Genomic DNA, 20,338 nt, shown 5'->3' on the forward strand with positions numbered 1-20,338 from the left:
CTTCCCGGCTGGCATATTTCCTAAACCGTTAGCAGGCCAGCCTGCGACGCGACGCGCCGTGCGACCCGAGGGAGCGCACGCGGCGCTACTGCTCGCTCGTTGCTGGCGCGCTGCGCCAGCACTTGCAGCAGGCGCTGGCCGAAGCGCCAGTCGCCCAAGCCGGAATCGGCATTGATATGGCCGAGGGCGCCGGCATTCACAAACTCGCTGCCCCAGCGCTGCGCCCACACTTCGGCGCGCGGCGCCGTCATCCACGGGTCGTTGGTGCTGCCCACCATGATCGAGGGGCAAGGCAGCTGGCCGTGCGGCAGCAAGGCGCTGACCTTGAATTTATCGGGATCGGCAGGCCCCACCAGCAGCACACCCGCCACATGGGGGGAGGATGCACGCGACAGGCTGAGTGCGGTGGTGAGGCAGCCGAAACTATGTGCAACGATGAGGGTCGGACGGCGGTCCTGGTCCAGTACTTCATCCAGCCGGTCGGCCCAGCGCCGCAGGACCGGATCGCTCCAGCGGTCTTGCTCCACACGCTCGAAGCGTGGGTACAGGCGCTGCCAGCGGGACTGCCAGTGTTCCGGGCCGCTGTTGTGCAGGCCGGGGGCCACCAGTACGCGGAATTCGTTCAAATGTTGGATCGCCATGACAGCTCAATCATCGGCCGGCCAGTTTGGCGCCAGGCTGGTAGATCTGGTCGAACACGCCGCCGTCGGCAAAGTGCGTCTTCTGGGCGGTGGTCCAGTCGCCGGCAACGTCGGTGATCTTGAACAGTTTCACGTTCGGGAACTGGGCGGCGTACTTCTTCGCTTCCTTCTCTACGCTCGGGCGGTAGTAGTTCTGGGCGATGATGGCTTGCGCCTGGTCGGTGTACAGGAATTGCAGGTAAGCCTCGGCCACCTTGCGGGTGCCGCGCTTGTCCACCACCTTGTCGACAACGGCGATTGGCGGTTCGGCCAGGATTGAGACCGACGGCGCCACGATTTCCACCTTGTCCGGGCCCAGCTCCTTGATCGCCAGCAGGGCTTCGTTTTCCCAGGCGATCAGCACGTCGCCGATGCCGCGCTCCACGAAGGTGGTTGTGGCGCCGCGTGCGCCGGAATCCAGCACCGGTACGTTCTTGTACAGCTTCTTCAGGTATTCCTTGGCGCTGGCGTCGCTGCCGCCTGGCTGGCGCAGGGCGTAGCCGTAGGCGGCCAGGTGGTTCCAGCGCGCGCCGCCGGAGGTTTTAGGATTCGGGGTAATCACCGCCACGCCCGGCTTGACCAGGTCGCCCCAGTCCTTGATGGCTTTCGGGTTGCCCTTGCGGACCAGGAACACGATGGTGGAGCTGTACGGCGCCGCATTGTGGCCCAGGCGCTTCTGCCAATCTTTGCTCAGCAGGCCGCGCTCGGCGATGGCGTCAATGTCATAGGCCAGGGCCAGGGTCACCACGTCGGCTTCCAGGCCGTCGATCACGGCACGCGCCTGCTTGCCGGAGCCGCCGTGCGACTGCTTGATCTTGACGTTGTCGCCGGTCTTGGCCTTCCACTCCTTGGCGAAGGCGGTGTTCACGTCCTGGTACAGCTCGCGGGTCGGATCGTAAGAGACGTTGAGCAAGCTCACGTCGGCAGCCTGCGCCACAGCGGCGGTGGCGAACAAGGCGGCAGCAATCAGTTTCTTGGACAGCATCTGGATTCCCCTTTGTGTTTGGAGACGCCAGATTACCGGTGTTCTATATAAACATGAACGAATACTTTCTTCGTTCGTTATACCAGAAAGTAATTAATAGAAGCGATTGAACAGGACGACCGCCCAGGTAGCGCCCGACAGCAGGCAGGCCAGCAGCACGGCGGCGCTGCCAAAGTCCTTGGCATTCTTGGACAGAGGGTGGCGTTCCAGCGAGACGCGGTCGACCACGGCCTCAATTGCCGAATTGACCAGTTCCACGATCAGCACGATCACCATGCTGCCGATCAGCACCAGCTTCTGGAAAGCCGACACCGGCAATAGCAGCGCGGCAATGCTGCCCACCACAAACAGCACCAGTTCCTGGCGGAAGGCGTGTTCGGACCGGATGGCGGTCTTCAGGCCATCCATGGAGTAGAAAAAGGCCGAAAAAATGCGTTTCAGGCCACTCTTGCTTTTAAATTCACTGACAGGTTCCATGGTGACGGATTATAGCGACAGAATTCCCATTTTTTTCACATCATGGTATAAATAAGTCTGCTTATACCGCACCGCACCAACCATATTATGAAAAGCGAAATCCTGCCCCCACAGGAACCGAAGACGACCATCCAGGTTATCGACCGCATGACGGCCCTGCTCGACGCGCTGGCCAGGTACCCCGATCCGGTCCCCCTGAAAGAGCTGTCCAAGGTGTCCGGCCTGCACCCCTCCACTGCGCACCGCATCCTGAACGACCTGGTCGTGACGCGTTTTGTCGACCGTGTGGAACCGGGTACCTACCGCCTGGGCATGCGCCTGCTGGAACTGGGTAATGTGGTGAAGAGCCGCCTGTCGGTGCGCGAGGCTGCGCTGGATTCGATGCGTGCGCTGCACAAGAAGACGCAGCAGACCATCAACCTGTCGGTGCGCCAGGGCGACGAGATCGTATATATCGACCGCGCCTACTCGGAACGCTCGGGCATGCAGGTGGTGCGTGCGATCGGCGCACGCGGACCGCTGCACCTGACTTCGACCGGCAAGCTGTTCCTGTCGGTGGACGAGCCGAAGGCGATCCGCGCCTACGCTACCCGTACCGGGCTGGCTGGCCACAACAAGAATTCGATTACCGACCTGGCGCGCCTGGAGCGCGAGCTGAGCCTGGTGCGTGCACGCGGCTATGCGCGTGACAATGAGGAACTGGAACTGGGTGTGCGCTGCATGGCGGCCGGCATCCGTGACGATTCCGGCAAACTGGTGGCAGGCTTGTCGATTTCCGCGCCGGCCGACCGGCTGCAGGAAGAATGGCTGGAAGACCTGGTCAACACCGCCAACCAGATCTCCGCTACCCTGGGTTACATCCCCGAATAAGTCTGGGCGCCAGCGCTGGCGCCGCTGACGCTGTCGCCAAAGCTTGGCTTGAGCGCGGTCAGCCACTTCTTCATGCGGGTGGCATCGGCCACACGCGCTGCGCTGCCCTTGGCATCCAGCAGCACCATGATGACGGCGCGGCCTTCCACCATGGCTTGCATGATCAGGCAACGGCCGGCTTCGTTGATGAAGCCGGTTTTCTGCAGGCCGATTTCCCAACCCGAATTAGGCGCCACCAGGCGATTGGTGGTGCCAAAGGTCACTGGGCGGCCATTGTTTTCCACCACGGCTTTCGGGTCGGTCGAGAATTCGCGCAGGATCGGGTGTTCGTAGGCAGCCTGGACCAGCTTGGCCAGGTCGCGCGCGCTGGCCACGTTCAGCTTGGACAGGCCGCTCGAATCCACATAATGGGTGTCGTTCATGCCCAGCTGCTGCGCCTTGGCGTTCATGGCCGAGACGAAGGCTGGCAGGCCGCCCGGGTAGTTGCGGCCCAGCGCCGAGGCGGCGCGGTTTTCGGAACTCATCAGCGCAATATGCAGCATATTGCGGCGGGTCAGGCGGTCGCCGACTTTCAGGCGCGAGGAGCTGAATTTTTCGCGGTCGACATCTTCCTCGGTCACGGTCAGCACTTCGTCGAGGTCCTGGTTAGCTTCCACCACCACCAGGCCGGTCATCATCTTGGTGATCGAGGCGATCGGCAGCGCAACGCCGGCATTTTTCTCGAACAGGATTTCGGAATTGGCCTGGTCCAGCACCAGGGCCACATTGGATTTCAGGTCCAGGGGGTCCCGGACCAGGTTCAGGCCGGCCAGGTCGCCCATGGTAGGACGGCCGCCAATATCATTGGCATTGGTGACGCGCGCGAAAACGACCTTGTTCTTGCCGCGAACCTTCATGGTGCGCTTCACGTATTGCTGCTTGACGGCAGGCGCAGCATAGCGGGTACCAGCCTTCTTGACCGCTGCCTGCGCAGAACCAATAGAAGCCGTTGCGCAAAACACGGATACAAGCACGCTGATAGCAAGTTTGTTCATTCGTCATTCCCCGGAGTGAAGCAGCAGAATCGCTAGTTGCAGTGTAGCAAAATCAGATTCCCGCGCAAGCGAAAATCGATCTTTTCTGCACCAATGTTTTCAGCCCATTAATACACATTTCCCATAGTGACGCTGGGCTGCAACGAAAGCTTGTTCACTCCATAAATTTAACAAAATTCGCAATAGGCTCGCGCTCAGTTACCAAGGTGTTTTCAATTTTGCCACGATCTGCGAATCCAAGCGACATTCCACATACAACAGTTTCGCTGGCCGGCAGGCCCAGCACCTCACTGATGATGCGGTGGTACTGGGTGAATGCCGCCTGCGGGCAGGTATCGAGGCCGCGGCCGCGCGCTGCCACCATAATATTTTGCAGGAACATCCCATAGTCCAGCCAGGAGCCCTGCTCCATGATGCGGTCGATGGTGAAAATCATGCCCACCGGCGCATCAAAGAAAGCGAAATTGCGGCCATGCTGGGCTGCCATGCCGGCCTTGTTCTCGCGCGTCAGGCCCAGCAGGGAGTACAGGTCCCAGCCGACCTTGCGGCGGCGGTCAATGTACGGCGAGACCCATTCGCGCGGGTAGTAGGCGTATTCCTCGGTGTGGAGCTTGTTCTGTTCCGGATCGGCATATGCGGCCATGATTTTGGATGACAAGGCTTCCTTCATGGCGCCGGTCAGCACATAGACTTTCCACGGCTGGGTATTGGTGCCGGAGGGCGCGCGCGCCGCCACTTCCAGGATGGCCTCAATGTCTTCCTGGTCCACCGGGGTCGGCAGGAAGGCGCGCATCGAGCGGCGCGAGGTAATGGCGGTGTCGACGGCTTGCTGGTCTGGAGTACGGATCATGGCTTTAATTGTTTGGATTGCTTAACTACAAATAGTACCCCAATCACCGCCAAGGCCATACCGGCGATGCCCATCCAATTGAGCACTTCACCGAACATGGCCCAGGCCATGAGGGCCGTGGTCGGCGGCGTCAGGTACAGCAAGCTGGTGACCTGGGTCGCATCGCTGCGACGGATCAACTTAAAGAGGAGGAAGATCGCACCGATGGACAAGGCGAGCACGGACCAGGCCCATGCACCCAGGAATTGCGGCGTCCACTGGACCGAGCCCATGTCTTCCAGCGCCCAGGCCAGCGGCAACACGACCGCCATCGACGCGGCGAACTGGATCACCGTGCCGGTGCGCAGGTCGAACTGCGGGCAGAAGTGCTTCTGGTACAGGGTACCGGCGGTGATCGACAGCAGCGCGAACACGGCCAGCGCAATTGCCTGCCAACTGAGGCCAACCAGGATCTTCGCATAAACCACCAGAGCGACACCGCCCAGTCCGAATGCCAGGCCGATCCATTGGCGCGGACGCACGCGCTCGCCGATCAGGGGCGCGGCCAGGGCCGTCAGGATCGGCTGCATGCCGACGATCAGGGCCGACAGGCCGGCCGGCATGCCGAGTTTGATGGCGCACCAGACACCGCTCAGATAGCCGGCTTGCAGCAGCAATCCGGCGATGGCGACATGACCCACCTTCCCTTTCGGCCAGGGCGCGCGCAGCAGCACGACCGCCGGCCCGAGAATCGCCAGCACACCGAGGAAGCGCAGCAGCAGGAAAGTCAGTGGCGGCGCATATGGCAAGCCGTAGCGGGCGACGATAAAGCCCGTACTCCACAGGAATACAAAGAACAGCGGAATCGGGGAAAAGAGGGAGCGCATCCCTGAGATTCTAGCATTGGGTGAACAACCCCTGCTGGGCAGCAATATTTTCCGCCTTTCGGGCCAGAAAGCCTGTAGTGGCAAGGAGTTGATACCTTTGTGCAATGCACAAAAAATTCTTGACTTTGATTCCCGAACCCGGATAATCACCTTTGTTGCGTTGCACAATACGTTGTTTTCCGTTGTAGAAGCAGCAAGTTTCAACGACTAATTTAATTTTGGAGAGTCCAATGTTTGCGATTCCTGAGCAGTTTTCCAATGCCACCAAGGCAAACTTCGAAAGCCAGTTTGCACTGTTTTCTTCGCTGACCAACAAGGCATTTGAAGGCGTTGAGAAGTTTGTCGACCTGAACATCACCGCAGCCAAGGCTTCGCTGGAAGAATCGTCGGTCGCCACCAAGCAGCTGCTGGCTGCCAAGGACCCGCAAGAGTTCTTCACCCTGAGCGCTGCCCAGGCCCAGCCAGCCGCCGAAAAAGCTATCGCTTACGGCCGTCACCTGGCATCGATCGCTTCCGGCGCCAGCGCTGAGTTCAGCAAGGCCGCTGAGTCGCAGATCGCCGAGACCAACCGCAAGGTGATCTCCCTGGTTGACGAAGTGAGCAAGAACGCCCCAGCCGGTAGCGAAAGCGCCGTTGCCCTGTTCAAGTCCGCCCTGAACAACGCCAACGCCGGTTACGAGCAGTTCACCAAGAGCGCCAAGGCTGCTGCTGAAACCTTCGAAGCCAACGTAAACGCAGCTGTGAACCAGTTCACCGCCGCAGCTACCACCGCGAAGAAGCAGTAATCAAGAAATACCCGCAGCGGCCCCAGCGGCCGGCTGCGATGAAGCAACGCTGTATTAAAGGTCTCCTCGGCATCCGTGGTTTCCTCTCAGCGGGTGTCCTTCATCAGCCCCGGCATAGTCCGGGGCTTTTTTTATTCAAACTGGCCGGTCGTTCGAATCATCCCGCCGCCGGGTCCGGCTTCCTTCCACCAGGACTTCCAGCCGGATCACGCGCTCCGTAAGTAGCGTGATCGCTTTCTGCTGCTCAATGACCCTGGCATTCAATGCGTCCAACCGCTGGGGCATTTAGCGAAGTGTAGACTGCATTCGCGAGCCCGCTGAATAGGCCCATCATTTCACCGGATGGCTGTTTAGCATGTCCCAGACACGCTTTTGAGACGCATCAATTTCTTCCATTGATCGCTGCCATTCTGCGTCGTCTGAGACCCCGCGGGCCTTGCTCAAGGCGCGGCTCAGTACTTCGTTACGTTCCAGGAAAAACATGCATTCCGCTGCCGAACGAAGAAAGTCGCCAACCGGCATGCCAAATTCGGCGGCAAAGCGTTCAAGCGATTCCCGCTGCGCCATGTTCAGCGGAACAAAAACTCCATCGGATTTGCCTTCCATCTCTCCGTCCTCCCTCTTGATACTTCAGTATGGGTGGGGGCGGCTTGCATTTCAAGCAAGCGGGACTGGACTTTGAGGACGATCAATCCTGTTTGATTCGGCCAGCATTTCTTTCACCATTTGGCCGATCTTGTCTTCAATCCCCTTCCGGGCAGCGGGCGACATGGCGGCCAGCTCCTCCTCAGTCAGGCCAAGCTTTTCAGCACCGCTTCGCGGATGCGCTGGGCGGGCGTGAGCTTCATATAGTTCTCGAGCTCTTGCGCCAGGGGGCTGGCGAAAGGTTTGCCGGTGGCGCGAGGAGCGTCTTTGAGTTCTTGGACCACGATGGGGCCGATCGATGTGATTTTCATATCGCTACATTGCCGGGGGCGGCGTAAAAATTAGACATTCAATCTAAATTGAGATAATCTGTCTTGATGACAATCCGCACTCCCGACCAGCAGCACCTGCTGGAGCAGATGAAACATGTGGCCGAGGGACTAGGCCGCACCTTGGCGCCCTTCACCGAGGTAGTGCTGCACGACCTGCTCGATCCCAGCCACGCCGTGCTGGCGATCCACAACAACCTTTCGGGCCGCGCGGTGGGCGATCCGGCGACGGAATTGGGCCTGGCGCGGATTGCCGATCCGGCCTTCCCGCAGGTGCTGGCCAACTATCCCAACACCTTCCCCGACGGCCGTCCCGCCAAGAGTACCTCGATCGGTATCAAGGACCAGAACCAGCAATACATCGCCGCCCTGTGCCTGAACGTGGACCTGAACCTGTTCCGCAGCCTGCAAGCGATGCTGGGCCAGTTCAGCAATGTCGACCCGGCGGCGGCCGTAATCGAATCGCTGGCGCCAGCAGCAGGTGCCGACGCGATCCGCACCCATATCGAACAATTCGCCGCCCGCCTCTCCACCACGCCGCGCGCGTTGAAGGCAGAAGACCGCCGCGCCCTGATGCGCGAACTGGGCGACGCCGGCCTGCTCGAAATGCGACGCTCGATGGAAACCATTGCCGCCCACCTGGGCGTCTCCCGTGCCACGGTGTACAACTATGCGAAATAACGATGCCCGCCTGCTGATGCTGGACCGCGATGCCGTCGCCGCACTGCTGCAGCCCGACGATGTGCGCGCCGCCGTGCGCGAAGCCTTCGCACTGCATGCCGCGCGTTCGGCGCGCGTGTTCCCGCTGGTGCGCGAGGAGCTGCCAGGCAGCGCCATCTTCGGCATCAAATCGGGCGACGTGCCATCGCAGGAGCTGCTTGGCTTCAAGGCCGCCGGCTTCTGGCCAGGCAACCGCGAGGCCGGGGGCGAGGCGCATCAGGCCACCATCATGCTGATCGACCCGCGCACCGGACGCCCGCTGTGCGTGGCCGATGGCAATGCCGTCACCACCGCCCGCACCGCCGCTGCCGGCGCGATTGGCCTGCAGCTGCTGGCGCGCGCCGATAGCGAGCAGCTTTGCGTGTTCGGCACCGGCGTGCAGGCGCGCGGTCACGTGGAATATGCGCTGCACGCCCTGCCCTCGCTCAAGCGCGTGCGCTATGTGACTTCCGATGGCCGTCAGGAGCCCGCCTTTGAGGCGCGGTTCGCCAGACGCTGCGACATCGCACTGGCCGGCGCCGCACGCACGGCGGCAGCGGATGCAGCGGTGGCCGCGTCCGATGTGGTCATCACCGCCACGCCGGGCCGTGAAGCCCTGTTCAGCGCCGACGCGGTCCGCGCAGGCACCCACATCAACGCCGTCGGCGCCGACACGCAAGGCAAGCGCGAACTGCCAGCAGGCCTGCTGGAACGCGCCCGCGTATGGGCCGACGACCTGCCGCAAGCACGGCGCATCGGCGAGCTGCAATGGGGGCACGAGCTGCCGGCCGCCGAACTGGGCGAACTGCTGGCCGCCCCGGCCGTGCGCGCGCCCGGCGACATCACGATTTTCGACATGACGGGCATTGCCCTGCAAGACCTGACCACGGTGCGCATGCTGTACGAGCGCGCCCTCGCCAACAATATCGGCCAGAACATTGCCTGGCCCTGGTAAAGAGAGAGACTTATGACCATCCCAACTTATGAAGACGTCGTTGCGGCAGCAGGCCGCATTGAAGGCCACGCCCACCGCACGCCGGTGCTGACCTCCCGCACCGCCAACGAGGAACTTGGCGCGGAAGTGTTCTTCAAGGCCGAGAACATGCAGCGCATGGGCGCTTTCAAATTCCGTGGCGCCTTCAATGCCCTGTCGCGCTTTAACGAGGCGCAGCGCAAGGCAGGCGTGGTGGCTTTCTCGTCGGGCAATCACGCGCAGGCGATTGCGCTGTCGGCCAAGCTGATGGGCATTCCGGCCACGATCATCATGCCGGAGGATGCGCCGGCATCGAAGATCGCTGCCACGCGCGGCTATGGCGGCAATGTGGTGACCTATGACCGCTACAAGGAAGACCGCGAGGCGATCGGCCGCAAGCTGGCCGAGGAAAAAGGCATGACGCTGATTCCGCCTTACGACCACGCGGACGTTATTGCCGGCCAGGGTACGGCGGCAAAGGAACTATTCGAGGAAGCGGGCGAGCTGGATTACTTCTTCGTCTGCCTGGGCGGCGGCGGCCTGCTGGGCGGTTCGGCGCTGGCCACACGCGCTCTATCGCCGAAGTGCAAGCTGTATGGCGTGGAGCCGGAAGCGGGCAATGATGGGCAGCAATCGTTCCGTAGCGGGTCGATTGTGCATATCGACACGCCGAAGACGATTGCGGATGGCGCGCAGACGCAGCATCTGGGCTCGCTGACTTTCCCAATTATCCAGCGCGATGTGGACGATATCCTGACCGTCAGCGATGCCGAGCTGGTGGATGCAATGCGTTTCTTCGCATCGCGCATGAAGATTGTGGTGGAGCCGACCGGCTGCCTGGGCTTCGCAGCGGCGCGCAAGATGAAAGAGCAACTGCGCGGCAAGCGCGTCGGCGTGCTGATCAGCGGCGGCAACGTCGACATCGAACGCTTCGCCGCCCTGCTCGCCTAAACGGCCGAGTCCGTGTCCACCTTGGGGTCAGGCTCTTTGGTAGACACGACCTCAAGCGCAACGCGCTTGAGTCTGTGTCTACCAAAGAGCCTGACCCCAAGGTGGACACGGGCTCTGCTGTAGCTTACTCGCCGAGGTAGGCGGCTTTGACGCGGGGGTCGTGCAGCATGTCTTCGGCGTTGCCGGTCATGGTGACCGCGCCGGATTCCATCACGTAGCCGCGGTTGGCGGCTTGCAGTGCCAGCTTGGCGTTCTGTTCCACCAGCAGGATCGTGATGCCTTGCTTGTGCACGTCACGGATCACTTCGAAAATCTTCTCCACCATGATCGGCGACAGGCCCATCGATGGCTCGTCCAGCAGCAGCAAGTGCGGATGGCACATCAGCGCGCGCGCCATCGCCAGCATCTGCTGTTCGCCACCGGACAGGGTGCCGGCAAGCTGGTTGGCGCGCTCTTTCAGGCGCGGGAAAACGCTGAACCACTTCTCGATATCGGCTGCAATCGCAGCCTTGTCGTTCATGGTGTAGGCGCCCATCATCAGGTTCTCGGTGATGGTCATGCGGGTGAACACGCCGCGGCCTTCCGGCACCATGGCCAGCTTCTTCTCCACCAGGTGGAAGGACTGCGAACCTTTCAGCGACTGCCCCATGTACGACACGGTGCCCTCCACCTTGCACGGCGGCAGGGTGCCGGTGATCGCCTTCAGCGTGGTGGTCTTGCCGGCGCCGTTGGCGCCGATCAGCGTTACCAGTTCGCCTTCATTGACTTCCAGGTCGATGCCTTTGACTGCCTTGATGCCGCCATACGCGACCTTCAGGCCCGAAACTTTCAACACATTGGCGCCCATCAGTGCGCTCCTCCCAGATAGGCTTCAATCACTGCTTTGTTACTTTGGATTTCGGCTGGCAAACCTTCGGCAATCAGCTTGCCGTATTCGAGAACGCTGATGCGGTCGCACAGGCCCATCATCAGCTTCACATCGTGCTCGATCAGCAGCACGGTCTTGCCTTCGTTCTTGATCTTGACCAGCAGCTCGCGCAGCGCCAGTTTTTCGGTGGCGTTCATGCCGGCCGCCGGTTCGTCCAGCGCCAGCAGCTGCGGATCGGTCGCCAGCGCACGGGCGATTTCCAGGCGGCGCTGGTCGCCATACGACAGATACTTCGAAGTACGGCTGGCAAACTGGCCGATGCCGACGAAGTCCAGCAGCTCCTGCGCGCGCTGGCGGATCGCCGCCTCTTCTTCACGCGCAGCCTTGTGGCGGAAGATCGCGCCGAACACGCCCTGGTGCGAGCGCACGTGGCGCCCCACCATCACGTTTTCCAGCGCGGTCATCTCGCCGAACAGGCGGATGTTCTGGAAGGTACGGGCAATGCCGGCCTTGGCCACCGCGTGCGGCGCGGATGGCGAGTACGTCTTGCCGGCCAGCTCAAAGGTGCCGGTGTCCGGCTGGTACAAGCCGGTAATCACGTTGAAGAAGGTGGTCTTGCCGGCGCCGTTCGGGCCGATCAAGCCGTAGATCTGGCCTTTGTTGATCTTGATGCGCACATCGGTCAGCGCCTGCAGGCCGCCGAATCGTTTGTTGACGCCTTCGATATTCAGGATTACTTGTTCGCTCATCTCACCACACCTCATGCTGCCATTACGCCGGTCGACTGGCCTTTGGAGTCCGCGTCCGCATCCGGACGGTCTTCATGCTTGGGCGAAGGCCACAGGCCCGCCGGACGGGTCAGCATGATCACCACCATGGCCAGGCCGTACAGCAGCTGGCGCAGCACTTCCGACTCGATCAGCACTTTGCCGAACAGTTTCATTTGCAGCGGCTCCACCACGTGGCGCAGGATTTCCGGCAGTGCCGCCAGCAGCGCGCCGCCCAGCACCACGCCAGGGATATGGCCGATACCACCCAGCACCACCATGGCCAGCACGGCGATCGACTCGGTCAGCGAGAACGATTCCGGCGACACGAAGCCCTGGAAGGAAGCGAACATGGCGCCCGCCACGCCGCCGAAGGTCGCGCCCATGGAAAACGCCAGCAGCTTCACGTTGCGGGTATTGATGCCCATGGCCTTGGCCGCGATCTCGTCTTCGCGGATCGCCACCCAGGCGCGGCCCAGGCGGGAGTGCTGCAGGCGCGAGGTGATGAACACGGTCGCAATGGTCAGCAGGAGGAACAGGAAGTAGTAGGCGTTCACCGAAGGCATCGAGAAGCCGCCCACCACCACGGTGGCGCGCGAGCCGGCTTCGCCAGCCAGGTTCACGCCGAACACGCGGATCGGGTCGATCAGGTTGATACCCTGCGGGCCGTTGGTGATGTTGACCGGATCATTCAGGTTGTTCATGAAGATACGGATGATTTCACCGAAGCCCAGGGTGACGATGGCCAGGTAGTCGCCGCGCAGCTTCAGGGTCGGGGCGCCGAGCAGCGCGCCGAAGAAGCCCGCCAGGGCTGCCGCCATCGGCACGATCACCCATACCGACAAGTGGATGCCGTTGGTGCGGATATCCTCGCCCAGCATGGCGGCCAGCGCCTCGCCAAAGGCCGGATGCATATTGATCAGCGATTCCAGCACGGTCGCAAACTGCGGCGATGCGAGCAGGCCGGTCATGTAGGCGCCCACCGCGTAGAACGCGATGTAGCCCAGGTCCAGCAGGCCGGCAAAGCCCACCACGATATTCAAGCCCACCGCCAGCATGATATAGAGCAGCGCCAGGTCGGCGATTCGCACCCACGAGTTACCGAACGGCGCGGCGGCGAACGGGAAGATGATCAGCACAGCCAGCACCACAGCCATGCTGATGTAGGCCTGCTTTGGATTCTTTTGTACGTCGAAATTCAGCATTGTCACATCCCCATCAAGCGCGGTCGGCCACGCGTTCGCCCATGATGCCCGATGGACGCACCGTCAGCACCAGGATCAGCACGATGAAGGCGAAGATATCCTGGTAGTGCGAACCGAGGAAGCCGCCAGTCAGTTCACCGATATAGCCTGCGCCAAGCGATTCAATAATGCCCAGCACAATGCCGCCGATCATGGCGCCATAAATATTGCCGATACCGCCCAGCACCGCAGCGCAGAAGGCTTTCAGGCCAGGCATGAAGCCCATGGCGAACTGGATCGAGGCGTAATTGGCACCCCACATCACGCCCGCCACGGCGGCCAGTGCGGCGCCGATGGCGAAGGTGGCGACGATGATGCGGTTGGAGTCCACGCCCATCAGGCCTGCAACGCGCGGGTTTTCTGCCACGGCGCGCATGGCGCGGCCCATGCGGGTACGCTCCACCAGCATCACCAGGCCGAACATGGAAGCGGCGGCCAGCACCAGCAGCAACACCTGGGTCACGGTGATCACCGCGCCGCCCACCATGATCGGGTCAGACGACAGCAGCTGCGGGAACGGCAGCGGGTTGCGGCCCCAGATCATCATGGCGAAGGTTTGCAGCAGGTAGGACACGCCGATGGCGGTAATCAGCGGCGCCAGGCGCGGCGCGTTGCGCAGGCGGCGGTACGCGATGCGTTCGATCAGGATATTCACGATCATGCAGGCCGGGATGGCGCCAATAATCGCGATGCCAAGCTTCATATACCCCGGCAGGTCCGGCGCATACACGCCCAGCAAATTCAGGATGGAGAGGCCGATCATCGCACCAATCATCAGCACGTCGCCGTGGGCGAAGTTGATCAGGTTCAGCACGCCGTACACCATCGTATAACCGAGGGCGACCAGCGCATACATACTGCCCAGCACCAGGCCGTTAAGAATTTGTTGGATAAACGTATCCATCGAGTATGCCCTTTAAGACTATAAAAAACGGCACCCAAGGTTGCCCTCGTGGTGCCGCCATTTGGAAGCGTTCGCCATAATAGCGAGGTTTCCGGAAAACTAATCGTGGAAAATTAGCTTTTTACAAAATTTTCACTGGGCGCTGTTGTTTTTACCGCCATCAAGACCTTTTGGCAGAGGGAAAGTCACCGCTTCCTCCACGCCGTCCAGGGTGCGCACGCTGCGCGCGCCCAGTTCTTTCAGGCGGTTGATGACCGCATCGACCAGCACTTCCGGCGCCGAGGCGCCAGCCGTCACGCCTACGCGCAGCTTGCCTTCCAGCCAGGCTGGATCGATCTGCGACGCGTTGTCCACCATATAGGCCGGGGTGCCCTTCTTCTCCGCCACTTCGCGCAGGCGGTTGGAATTGGAGCTGTTCGGCGAGCCCACCACGATCACCACTTCCACCTGCGGCGCCATGAATTTCACGGCTTCCTGGCGGTTGGTGGTGGCGTAGCAGATGTCGCCTTTTTTCGGCTCAATAATATTCGGGTATTTTGCCTTAAGGGCTTCGATGATTTGTGCCGTATCATCCACGGAAAGTGTCGTTTGCGACACATAAGCCAGTTGGTCCGGATTCTGGACCTGCAGGCCGGCCACATCTTCCACCGTTTCGACCAGGTACATGCCCTCTTCGGTCTGGCCCATGGTGCCTTCCACTTCCGGGTGGCCGTCGTGGCCGATCATGATGATCTCGCAGCCCTGCTTGCGCATCTTGGCCACTTCCACGTGCACCTTGGTCACCAGTGGGCAGGTGGCGTCGAAGATCGACAGGCCGCGCGCTTCCGCTTCGGCGCGCACGGCTTTGGATACGCCGTGGGCCGAGAACACCAGGGTATTACCGGCCGGGACGTCGTCCAGTTCTTCGATGAAGATGGCGCCCTTGGCGCGCAGGTCTTCCACCACATAGGCGTTATGCACGATTTCGTGGCGCACGTAGATCGGCGCGCCGAACTGCTGCAGCGCGCGCTCGACGATCTCGATGGCGCGGTCCACACCGGCGCAGAAGCCGCGCGGCTGGGCGAGGAGGATTTCTTTTTCCATGTCTATTTACAGCACAGAGATAAGGTTCACTTCGAACTTGACCGGCTGGCCTGCCAGCGGGTGGTTGAAGTCGAAGATGGCAACGTCGTCGCGCAGTTCGCGCAGGACGCCGGCGAAGCGGCCGCCGTTCGGGGCGTTGAAGTCGACCAGGTCGCCGACCTTGTATTCATTGTCCGGATCGGAGTTCTCGTCCAGGGTGGCGCGCGACACGGCCTGGATCAGGTCCGGGTTGCGCGGGCCGAAGGCGGCGCCCTGCTCCAGTTCAAACACTTTGTGCGTGCCTTCCGGCAGGCCGATCAACAGCGCTTCCAGGTTCGGCGCCAACTGGCCCTGGCCCAGCATCAGCGTGGCTGGATTGCCTTCGAAAGTGGAGACGATATTCACGCCATCCATGGAGGCAAGGCGGTAATGCAGGGTGAGGTAAGCCGAAGCGGTAACAACGTTGGACATGGCAGACTTGCGTAAACGGGCAAACCTCTATTGTAAGCCAAGGCGGCAGGCTGCGGGCCGCGCCACACTGTTGCTTTCGTGATGCTAGACGGCAACTTGCCCTGTGGTACTATTTCTCCGCACCAGCTGGAATTCCAAAAATCCACAAAACTCCCCGCTAGGCAACAGCGGCCAGACGCAAGTTTGGCTGAATGTCATCTTTTTCGTTTTAAATACATTCGGACAAATCATGCGTTTTGTTGCTCGCAGGCATGCTGCCTGCTTAGCCCTGCTCGTCGCAGCGGTGGCCGCGCCCGTCTATGCCCAATCGTCACTCAGCATGGTCGGCATCAAGCCCAACCAGGTTTTCCAGCGTAATGGCAATTTGCCCAGCTCGCCTGGGACGGTGTATTTGCAGCCTACCAGCGCAATCCCGGCCACTTACAGCCGCTACACGATTTCCCTGCTGACGCCGGCCGGCGCCGTCGAACGCACGCTGGTGCCGGCCACGGCTTATCAGCCTGGCAAGCTGCTGGAGTTTTCCCTGGCGACCGGCAAGACCCAGCGGCGGGTGCGCGTGTCCTTCTTCGAGGGCAGCACCGAGCGCTTGCGCTGGGATAGCCCGGCGTTTTCTGTGGGCGATGTATTCCTGGTGGCGGGCCAGAGCAATGCCGCCAGCCATGGCACCCTGGATGGCGCACCGGCCGTGGCCGATATCAACTCCTTCCATATGATGGCCAATCCGCTGACCAAGGCCTGGTCGCCACTGAAGGAGACGATGGAGTTCGCCACCGCCTGGGACCTGGCGCGCTCCGGGACGCCGTGGATTGCCTTTGCCGACGAACTGGGCGCCCGCACCCAGGTGCCGGTGGCCATCATCAACGTGGCGCGCGGCGGCACGGCAGTGCGCTTCTGGCTGCCGGGCTCGACCGCCTCCGACCCGATTACCGGCCAGCAGATGAACCTGTTCGAAGGCAGGCTGCGGCCAGCCGGCGCCGCGCTCGCCAATTACCTTGGCAACGGCTCGGTCTACTGCAGCTTCCGTGCCGTGCTGTGGCACCAGGGCGAAGGCGATGCGCTCAGCAATCCCGTGGAGGATCGCGACTACGCCAACCTCCGCAACAATTACGCGCGCGACCTGCAAAAGGTGGCCGAGGAGTTCAAGCGCCGCACCGGCTGCGGCCAGCCGTGGATGGTGGCGCGCGCCAGCTATACCAACGAGCACTGGTACGCCAAGCCGGAATACGTGCAATACAAATGGGCTGGCGAACAGGCGATCCGCCGCGCCCAGAACTACCTACCGACGCGCGGCGCCGTGCCCGGCCAGGTCACCTTCCTGCAAGGTCCGGACACCGACCTGATGGCGGGCTATATGCGCGACGGCCAGCACAAATACCGCCCGGACGGCCTGCACTTCCGCCGCAAGTCGCTGACCCTGCACGGCAAGATGTGGGCCGACCAGGTGGCGCGCGCGATGGGCTTCAGCTCGCCGCTGCCCGCGACGGAAACCATGGTGCCGGAAGCGAAGGCGGTGTGGGACTTGTTCAGCACAGTGCTGCGCCGCACGCCGGACGAGATCCTGTCCGACAGCGGCTTCACCTACTGGGTGCAGTACCTGGCGCTGCAGAACCTGCAGACCGATGCCGACATCGTGGCCCACGCCAACGCCGTCATCAAGCCGCTGATGCAGGACTCGCACGAATACCGCCTGCGCAACTGGTTCCCGCAAGTAGTCAACCGCGCGCCCACAGCGAGCGAAGTCGCGTATTACGTCAAGCGCTTGTCGCTTGGCGCCGCCGAGTCCAGCCTGCGCGCCCAGGCCGCCGCCGAGGTCGGCCTGACGCCAGCGCAAAAGCAAATCTGGTTGTTGCATGTCTACGCGCTGAACCGCGTAGCGGCGGAAATCGACATCCAGGCGCCCGAGTTCGTCGCCCTCGTGGCGGCTTACCAGGGCGGCAAGCCGTCGATCACCATCGCGAACGAATTGGCCTCCAGCGACGAATACAAGATCCGCGCCGCCTTCCTGAAAGCGGTGCTGCGCCAGCCGTCCGCTACGGAAATCGCGACCTACCGCCAGAAACTGGCCGCCGACCCGAGCCTGCGCAGCAACGCCACCAAACTGGCCGACCTGGTGTGGGCGCAGCCAGGCGCGTAGATAAACACTGAGCCAGCGCAAAGGCGCCTCCCCTGCCCCATCCGATAATGGGCGATGGACGGCACAAGGGAGGCGACCATGGGTATTTCCGACTGGCCAGAACAACTGCGGCCGCGCGAGCGATTGTTAAAAGCGGGCCCGCAAGCCCTGTCCGATGCCGAGCTGCTGGCCATCTTCCTGCGCGTCGGCATTCCCGGCAAAGACGCGGTGGCGCTGGCCAGCGAGCTGCTGGGGCGCTTCGGCTCCCTGCGCGCCCTGATCCACGCCAGCCGCGCCGACTTTACCGCCATGCCCGGCCTGGGCGCCGCCAAATACGCCCAGCTGCAAGCCGTTGTCGAACTGGCACGCCGCGCGATTGCCGAGGAAATGTCGGCCGGTGAGGAGCTGTGTTCGCCGCACGCCGTGAAGGACTTCTTGCGGCTGTCGCTGGCTGGCCAGCCTTATGAATCTTTCCACGTCCTGTTCCTGGATGTGAAAAACCGCCTGATCGAAGCCTGCGAATTGTTTCGCGGCACCCTCACCCACACCAGCGTTTACCCGAGAGAGGTGGTGCGGGAAGCCCTGGCGCGCAACGCCGCCGCCGTCATGCTGGCCCATAACCACCCTTCCGGCTCGCCCCTGCCGAGCGAGTCGGACGTACTGCTGACCAGGGCGCTGGTGCAGGCGCTGGCCCTGGTGGATATCCGCATCCTGGACCACTTCGTCGTAGCGGGACACCAGGTGCATTCCTTCGCCGAACACGGTCAAATCTAAATGTTAAATTTCACGTTAATTCGTGACACAATTGTTTTTCGCAAGTGCTTGAAAATCTTGGGAAATTTCCATATACTCTTGTTTTTCCAATTTCGGAAGTAATTCAAGGAGTGTGCCATGGCACGTGTTTGCCAAGTAACTGGGAAGAAGCCGATGGTCGGCAACAACGTTTCCCACGCAAACAACAAAACCAAGCGTCGTTTCCTGCCAAACCTGCAGAACCGTCGCATTTTTGTTGAATCTGAAAACCGCTGGGTCTCCCTGCGTCTGTCTAACGCCGGTCTGCGCGTAATCGACAAGGTCGGCATCGACGCCGTCCTGGCCGACATGCGTGCGCGTGGCGAGAAAGTTTAATAGGGAGCTGAATCATGGCAAAAACTGGCCGCGACAAGATCAAGCTGGAATCGACCGCTGGTACTGGTCACTTCTACACCACTACCAAAAACAAGCGCACCATGCCTTCCAAAATGGAAATCATGAAGTTCGATCCTAAAGCACGTAAGCACGTGATGTACAAGGAAACCAAGATCAAGTAATCGATCTTCGGTTCGAACGAAAAACCGCCCACTTGGGCGGTTTTTTTATGGGTGCGGCATCTTCAGCTCAAACACGCGACGCGCGTCGGTCTGCGCGCGACGGATGCTGTCGCCGTTGTACTCGTCGAACAGGCGGGCCATGCTGCCATTGCGCTCGAGCACCTCCAACCCGCGTGACAGCGCGGCGGCCAATTGCGGTTCGCCGGGGCTGACGAAAAAGTAATTCGGGAACGGGTAATGCAGCGCAAGACGCTGCTCCACCACCAGCCCCAGTTCCTTGTACAGCTCCGCTTCACGCCAGATCTCGCCAATGCCGCGCGGGAAATAATCAAAACGGCCCGCGGCCAGCATCTGGAACAAACCTTCATAAGTGGGCGAGGTCGTGACATTCATGCCGTTGGCCCGCATTATTTCGGTATCCAGCCAATCACGCTGCAAACCCGCCGAAAGTTTGCGCAACTGATCGAGGGAGCGGATGGCGGAGAAGCGCGCCTGGTCGTCTTTTCGGATCAGGAACACGCGCCAGCCAAGAATCCCTTTGTCCAGCGGCACCCTTACCGGAATCAGCAAGCGCTCCAACTCCCGGCTGGTCGGCAACCAGGTGATATTGATACCCTGCCCGCCCGTCATCTCTTGCACGACACGCGCTCCCACCATCGGCATGGGATTGGCGCGCAGCGTGAAGCGGGCGCCCGACTGCTCAAGCGCCATACGTAGCAGTCGGTGGTAATACCCGGCGCGCTTGTCGTTGTCCGAACGCGGCCCGGGGTAGACCACCGCCAATTCCGGAGCCGGTCTAGCCAGCAAGGGGACCGGCAACGCAAGCGACAACACCAGCAAGCTGCTTTTGCGGCGCATGGTTTGGTGGCATGCCGGTTGGGGCAATTGGGCACTTCCTTGTTATGGGCGATGGAGCACCCATTTTACGCTGCCGCCGGGAAGTCAGGAACAGCCGCCAACCGTTTGTAACTGTTCGCGCTTGCCGGCGTGGATGGCAGCCACCCTGCCCTCGCGCATGATGTAGCGGATCGATAGCTCACGGTCGCCCGTATCGGCCATCAACCAGTCCGCGTGCTGAGGATGCGGCTTGACCGCTTCGCCATACACGCGCTGCAGCTTGGCCAGTCCATCGCCGACATGTACTCCACGGTCGGTACTGTAGCCACCGGCCACATCGACCCGCGCCACTATCTTGCGCACGAAGGTCACTTCGATATTCGGATAGCGCAGCGAGCGCGCCACGCGGCAGGATTTATCCTCGCTAAGCGTTGCCGGGCCAAGCCCGCCGAAAGTCTTGCCAAGATTCTCATACCGCGCGCCCACCTTGTACGGCCCCAGCCCATCGGGCCGTATCTGCCAGGACTTGGCCTGCGCACCACCCGCCAGCATCATCGCCAGCGGCAAGATCAACCATTTCACTCCTGCCTCCGAAAATATTTACTTATAGCAACAGCA

The 20,338-nt window shown here is 61.6% G+C and carries 25 protein-coding genes; 9 read left to right on the top strand and 16 right to left on the bottom strand.

Going from position 1 to position 20,338, the window contains the following annotated elements; genetic code table 11:
* Positions 1 to 20: 20 nt before the first annotated feature.
* The 3 genes from AAHE99_RS20965 to AAHE99_RS20975 all read right to left on the bottom strand — a co-directional run bounded on the left by AAHE99_RS20965 (position 21) and on the right by AAHE99_RS20975 (position 2,142).
* Positions 21 to 641: an RBBP9/YdeN family alpha/beta hydrolase gene (locus AAHE99_RS20965; protein ID WP_342119303.1), complete on the bottom strand. Its 621-nt coding sequence runs from the start codon at positions 639 to 641 to the stop codon at positions 21 to 23.
* Positions 642 to 651: 10 nt separating this feature from the next.
* Positions 652 to 1,665, bottom strand: coding sequence for a sulfate ABC transporter substrate-binding protein (locus tag AAHE99_RS20970; RefSeq protein WP_342119304.1), 1,014 nt, complete (start codon positions 1,663 to 1,665; stop codon positions 652 to 654).
* Between the two features lie 93 nt (positions 1,666 to 1,758).
* A complete protein-coding gene (locus AAHE99_RS20975; protein WP_342119305.1) occupies positions 1,759 to 2,142 on the bottom strand; it encodes a diacylglycerol kinase in 384 nt (127 codons plus the stop codon).
* 87 nt (positions 2,143 to 2,229) lie between these two features.
* Between AAHE99_RS20975 and AAHE99_RS20980 the strand changes: the two genes are divergently transcribed.
* The gene (locus AAHE99_RS20980) at positions 2,230 to 3,012 is read left to right on the top strand and encodes an IclR family transcriptional regulator (RefSeq protein ID WP_342119306.1); all 783 of its coding nucleotides are present in this window, start codon (positions 2,230 to 2,232) and stop codon (positions 3,010 to 3,012) included.
* Here the strand turns inward: AAHE99_RS20980 and AAHE99_RS20985 are convergent.
* The 3 genes from AAHE99_RS20985 to AAHE99_RS20995 all read right to left on the bottom strand — a co-directional run bounded on the left by AAHE99_RS20985 (position 2,997) and on the right by AAHE99_RS20995 (position 5,762).
* Positions 2,997 to 4,046, bottom strand: coding sequence for a serine hydrolase (locus AAHE99_RS20985; protein WP_342119307.1), 1,050 nt, complete (start codon positions 4,044 to 4,046; stop codon positions 2,997 to 2,999). The two genes, AAHE99_RS20980 and AAHE99_RS20985, sit on opposite strands and share 16 nt — an antisense overlap.
* Before the next feature lie 154 nt (positions 4,047 to 4,200).
* Positions 4,201 to 4,896 (bottom strand): nitroreductase, encoded by a 696-nt coding sequence (locus AAHE99_RS20990; RefSeq protein ID WP_342119308.1) that lies wholly within the window; start codon positions 4,894 to 4,896, stop codon positions 4,201 to 4,203.
* Positions 4,893 to 5,762, bottom strand: coding sequence for a DMT family transporter (locus tag AAHE99_RS20995; RefSeq protein ID WP_342119309.1), 870 nt, complete (start codon positions 5,760 to 5,762; stop codon positions 4,893 to 4,895). Before AAHE99_RS20995 ends, AAHE99_RS20990 begins: the two co-directional genes overlap by 4 nt.
* Before the next feature lie 230 nt (positions 5,763 to 5,992).
* On the opposite strand from AAHE99_RS20995, the gene phaP reads away from it, so the two are divergent.
* On the top strand, positions 5,993 to 6,547 hold the full coding sequence (gene phaP, locus AAHE99_RS21000; protein WP_342119310.1) for a TIGR01841 family phasin: 555 nt from the start codon (positions 5,993 to 5,995) through the stop codon (positions 6,545 to 6,547).
* A 330-nt stretch (positions 6,548 to 6,877) separates the two neighbouring features.
* Here the strand turns inward: phaP and AAHE99_RS21005 are convergent, their stop codons facing one another.
* Both AAHE99_RS21005 and AAHE99_RS21010 read right to left on the bottom strand, forming a co-directional pair.
* Positions 6,878 to 7,153, bottom strand: coding sequence for a hypothetical protein (locus tag AAHE99_RS21005; protein ID WP_342119311.1), 276 nt, complete (start codon positions 7,151 to 7,153; stop codon positions 6,878 to 6,880).
* A gap of 185 nt (positions 7,154 to 7,338) precedes the next feature.
* Positions 7,339 to 7,503 carry a hypothetical protein gene (locus AAHE99_RS21010; protein WP_342119312.1) on the bottom strand — a complete coding sequence of 55 codons (165 nt, stop codon included), beginning with the start codon at positions 7,501 to 7,503 and terminating at the stop codon, positions 7,339 to 7,341.
* 66 nt (positions 7,504 to 7,569) lie between these two features.
* Here AAHE99_RS21010 and AAHE99_RS21015 point away from each other — a divergent pair, with 66 nt between their 5' ends.
* The 3 genes from AAHE99_RS21015 to AAHE99_RS21025 are packed head-to-tail and all read left to right on the top strand — an operon-like array spanning position 7,570 to position 10,144.
* Positions 7,570 to 8,202 (top strand): helix-turn-helix transcriptional regulator, encoded by a 633-nt coding sequence (locus AAHE99_RS21015; protein WP_342119313.1) that lies wholly within the window; start codon positions 7,570 to 7,572, stop codon positions 8,200 to 8,202.
* Complete coding sequence (locus AAHE99_RS21020) at positions 8,192 to 9,175, top strand: ornithine cyclodeaminase family protein (protein ID WP_342119314.1); 984 nt, start codon at positions 8,192 to 8,194, stop codon at positions 9,173 to 9,175. The genes AAHE99_RS21015 and AAHE99_RS21020 overlap by 11 nt, the downstream gene beginning before the upstream one ends.
* A 12-nt stretch (positions 9,176 to 9,187) precedes the next feature.
* Positions 9,188 to 10,144 (top strand): threo-3-hydroxy-L-aspartate ammonia-lyase, encoded by a 957-nt coding sequence (locus tag AAHE99_RS21025; protein ID WP_342119315.1) that lies wholly within the window; start codon positions 9,188 to 9,190, stop codon positions 10,142 to 10,144.
* A 124-nt stretch (positions 10,145 to 10,268) separates the two neighbouring features.
* On the opposite strand, the gene AAHE99_RS21030 is transcribed toward AAHE99_RS21025, so the two are convergent.
* From AAHE99_RS21030 to AAHE99_RS21055, 6 genes are all read right to left on the bottom strand, one after another.
* Positions 10,269 to 10,991, bottom strand: coding sequence for an ABC transporter ATP-binding protein (locus tag AAHE99_RS21030; protein ID WP_342119316.1), 723 nt, complete (start codon positions 10,989 to 10,991; stop codon positions 10,269 to 10,271).
* Positions 10,991 to 11,761, bottom strand: a complete 771-nt coding sequence (locus tag AAHE99_RS21035) for an ABC transporter ATP-binding protein (protein WP_342119317.1) — start codon at positions 11,759 to 11,761, stop codon at positions 10,991 to 10,993. Before AAHE99_RS21035 ends, AAHE99_RS21030 begins: the two co-directional genes overlap by 1 nt.
* Before the next feature lie 11 nt (positions 11,762 to 11,772).
* Positions 11,773 to 12,984 (bottom strand): ABC transporter permease subunit, encoded by a 1,212-nt coding sequence (locus AAHE99_RS21040; protein WP_342119318.1) that lies wholly within the window; start codon positions 12,982 to 12,984, stop codon positions 11,773 to 11,775.
* Positions 12,985 to 12,997: 13 nt separating this feature from the next.
* Positions 12,998 to 13,927 carry a branched-chain amino acid ABC transporter permease gene (locus tag AAHE99_RS21045; protein ID WP_342119319.1) on the bottom strand — a complete coding sequence of 310 codons (930 nt, stop codon included), beginning with the start codon at positions 13,925 to 13,927 and terminating at the stop codon, positions 12,998 to 13,000.
* A 132-nt stretch (positions 13,928 to 14,059) separates the two neighbouring features.
* Positions 14,060 to 15,010, bottom strand: a complete 951-nt coding sequence (ispH, locus tag AAHE99_RS21050) for a 4-hydroxy-3-methylbut-2-enyl diphosphate reductase (protein ID WP_342119320.1) — start codon at positions 15,008 to 15,010, stop codon at positions 14,060 to 14,062.
* A gap of 6 nt (positions 15,011 to 15,016) precedes the next feature.
* Positions 15,017 to 15,460 (bottom strand): FKBP-type peptidyl-prolyl cis-trans isomerase, encoded by a 444-nt coding sequence (locus AAHE99_RS21055; protein ID WP_342119321.1) that lies wholly within the window; start codon positions 15,458 to 15,460, stop codon positions 15,017 to 15,019.
* 229 nt (positions 15,461 to 15,689) lie between these two features.
* On the opposite strand from AAHE99_RS21055, the gene AAHE99_RS21060 reads away from it, so the two are divergent.
* The 4 genes from AAHE99_RS21060 (at position 15,690) to rpmG (ending at position 18,883) form a co-directional block, all read left to right on the top strand.
* A complete protein-coding gene (locus AAHE99_RS21060; RefSeq protein WP_342119322.1) occupies positions 15,690 to 17,594 on the top strand; it encodes a sialate O-acetylesterase in 1,905 nt (634 codons plus the stop codon).
* Positions 17,595 to 17,672: 78 nt separating this feature from the next.
* A complete protein-coding gene (radC, locus tag AAHE99_RS21065; protein ID WP_342119323.1) occupies positions 17,673 to 18,347 on the top strand; it encodes a RadC family protein in 675 nt (224 codons plus the stop codon).
* A gap of 117 nt (positions 18,348 to 18,464) precedes the next feature.
* Positions 18,465 to 18,701, top strand: coding sequence for a 50S ribosomal protein L28 (gene rpmB / locus AAHE99_RS21070; protein WP_008451488.1), 237 nt, complete (start codon positions 18,465 to 18,467; stop codon positions 18,699 to 18,701).
* Positions 18,702 to 18,712: 11 nt separating this feature from the next.
* On the top strand, positions 18,713 to 18,883 hold the full coding sequence (rpmG, locus tag AAHE99_RS21075) for a 50S ribosomal protein L33 (protein ID WP_028101815.1): 171 nt from the start codon (positions 18,713 to 18,715) through the stop codon (positions 18,881 to 18,883).
* 45 nt (positions 18,884 to 18,928) lie between these two features.
* Here the strand turns inward: rpmG and AAHE99_RS21080 are convergent, their stop codons facing one another.
* Positions 18,929 to 19,741 carry a substrate-binding periplasmic protein gene (locus tag AAHE99_RS21080; RefSeq protein ID WP_342119324.1) on the bottom strand — a complete coding sequence of 271 codons (813 nt, stop codon included), beginning with the start codon at positions 19,739 to 19,741 and terminating at the stop codon, positions 18,929 to 18,931.
* Between the two features lie 84 nt (positions 19,742 to 19,825).
* Complete coding sequence (locus AAHE99_RS21085; protein WP_342119325.1) at positions 19,826 to 20,302, bottom strand: hypothetical protein; 477 nt, start codon at positions 20,300 to 20,302, stop codon at positions 19,826 to 19,828.
* Between the last annotated feature and the right edge of the window lie 36 nt (positions 20,303 to 20,338).

It is taken from the genome of Pseudoduganella sp. OTU4001, assembly GCF_038440195.1.
Taxonomy (GTDB): Bacteria; Pseudomonadota; Gammaproteobacteria; order Burkholderiales; family Burkholderiaceae_D; genus Rugamonas.

Coding starts and splice junctions, on each gene's coding strand:
- AAHE99_RS21020 (WP_342119314.1), top strand. CDS start 8,192: ATGCGAAATAACGATGCCCGCCTGCTGATGCTGGACCGCGATGCCGTC.
- AAHE99_RS20975 (WP_342119305.1), bottom strand. CDS start 2,142: ATGGAACCTGTCAGTGAATTTAAAAGCAAGAGTGGCCTGAAACGCATT.
- rpmB (WP_008451488.1), top strand. CDS start 18,465: ATGGCACGTGTTTGCCAAGTAACTGGGAAGAAGCCGATGGTCGGCAAC.
- AAHE99_RS20970 (WP_342119304.1), bottom strand. CDS start 1,665: ATGCTGTCCAAGAAACTGATTGCTGCCGCCTTGTTCGCCACCGCCGCT.
- AAHE99_RS20985 (WP_342119307.1), bottom strand. CDS start 4,046: ATGAACAAACTTGCTATCAGCGTGCTTGTATCCGTGTTTTGCGCAACG.
- AAHE99_RS21060 (WP_342119322.1), top strand. CDS start 15,690: ATGCGTTTTGTTGCTCGCAGGCATGCTGCCTGCTTAGCCCTGCTCGTC.
- AAHE99_RS21030 (WP_342119316.1), bottom strand. CDS start 10,991: ATGGGCGCCAATGTGTTGAAAGTTTCGGGCCTGAAGGTCGCGTATGGC.
- radC (WP_342119323.1), top strand. CDS start 17,673: ATGGGTATTTCCGACTGGCCAGAACAACTGCGGCCGCGCGAGCGATTG.
- AAHE99_RS20980 (WP_342119306.1), top strand. CDS start 2,230: ATGAAAAGCGAAATCCTGCCCCCACAGGAACCGAAGACGACCATCCAG.
- AAHE99_RS21055 (WP_342119321.1), bottom strand. CDS start 15,460: ATGTCCAACGTTGTTACCGCTTCGGCTTACCTCACCCTGCATTACCGC.
- ispH (WP_342119320.1), bottom strand. CDS start 15,010: ATGGAAAAAGAAATCCTCCTCGCCCAGCCGCGCGGCTTCTGCGCCGGT.
- AAHE99_RS21015 (WP_342119313.1), top strand. CDS start 7,570: ATGACAATCCGCACTCCCGACCAGCAGCACCTGCTGGAGCAGATGAAA.
- AAHE99_RS21080 (WP_342119324.1), bottom strand. CDS start 19,741: ATGCGCCGCAAAAGCAGCTTGCTGGTGTTGTCGCTTGCGTTGCCGGTC.
- AAHE99_RS20965 (WP_342119303.1), bottom strand. CDS start 641: ATGGCGATCCAACATTTGAACGAATTCCGCGTACTGGTGGCCCCCGGC.
- AAHE99_RS21025 (WP_342119315.1), top strand. CDS start 9,188: ATGACCATCCCAACTTATGAAGACGTCGTTGCGGCAGCAGGCCGCATT.
- AAHE99_RS21035 (WP_342119317.1), bottom strand. CDS start 11,761: ATGAGCGAACAAGTAATCCTGAATATCGAAGGCGTCAACAAACGATTC.
- AAHE99_RS21040 (WP_342119318.1), bottom strand. CDS start 12,984: ATGCTGAATTTCGACGTACAAAAGAATCCAAAGCAGGCCTACATCAGC.
- phaP (WP_342119310.1), top strand. CDS start 5,993: ATGTTTGCGATTCCTGAGCAGTTTTCCAATGCCACCAAGGCAAACTTC.
- AAHE99_RS21045 (WP_342119319.1), bottom strand. CDS start 13,927: ATGGATACGTTTATCCAACAAATTCTTAACGGCCTGGTGCTGGGCAGT.
- AAHE99_RS20990 (WP_342119308.1), bottom strand. CDS start 4,896: ATGATCCGTACTCCAGACCAGCAAGCCGTCGACACCGCCATTACCTCG.
- AAHE99_RS20995 (WP_342119309.1), bottom strand. CDS start 5,762: ATGCGCTCCCTCTTTTCCCCGATTCCGCTGTTCTTTGTATTCCTGTGG.
- AAHE99_RS21005 (WP_342119311.1), bottom strand. CDS start 7,153: ATGGAAGGCAAATCCGATGGAGTTTTTGTTCCGCTGAACATGGCGCAG.
- AAHE99_RS21010 (WP_342119312.1), bottom strand. CDS start 7,503: ATGAAAATCACATCGATCGGCCCCATCGTGGTCCAAGAACTCAAAGAC.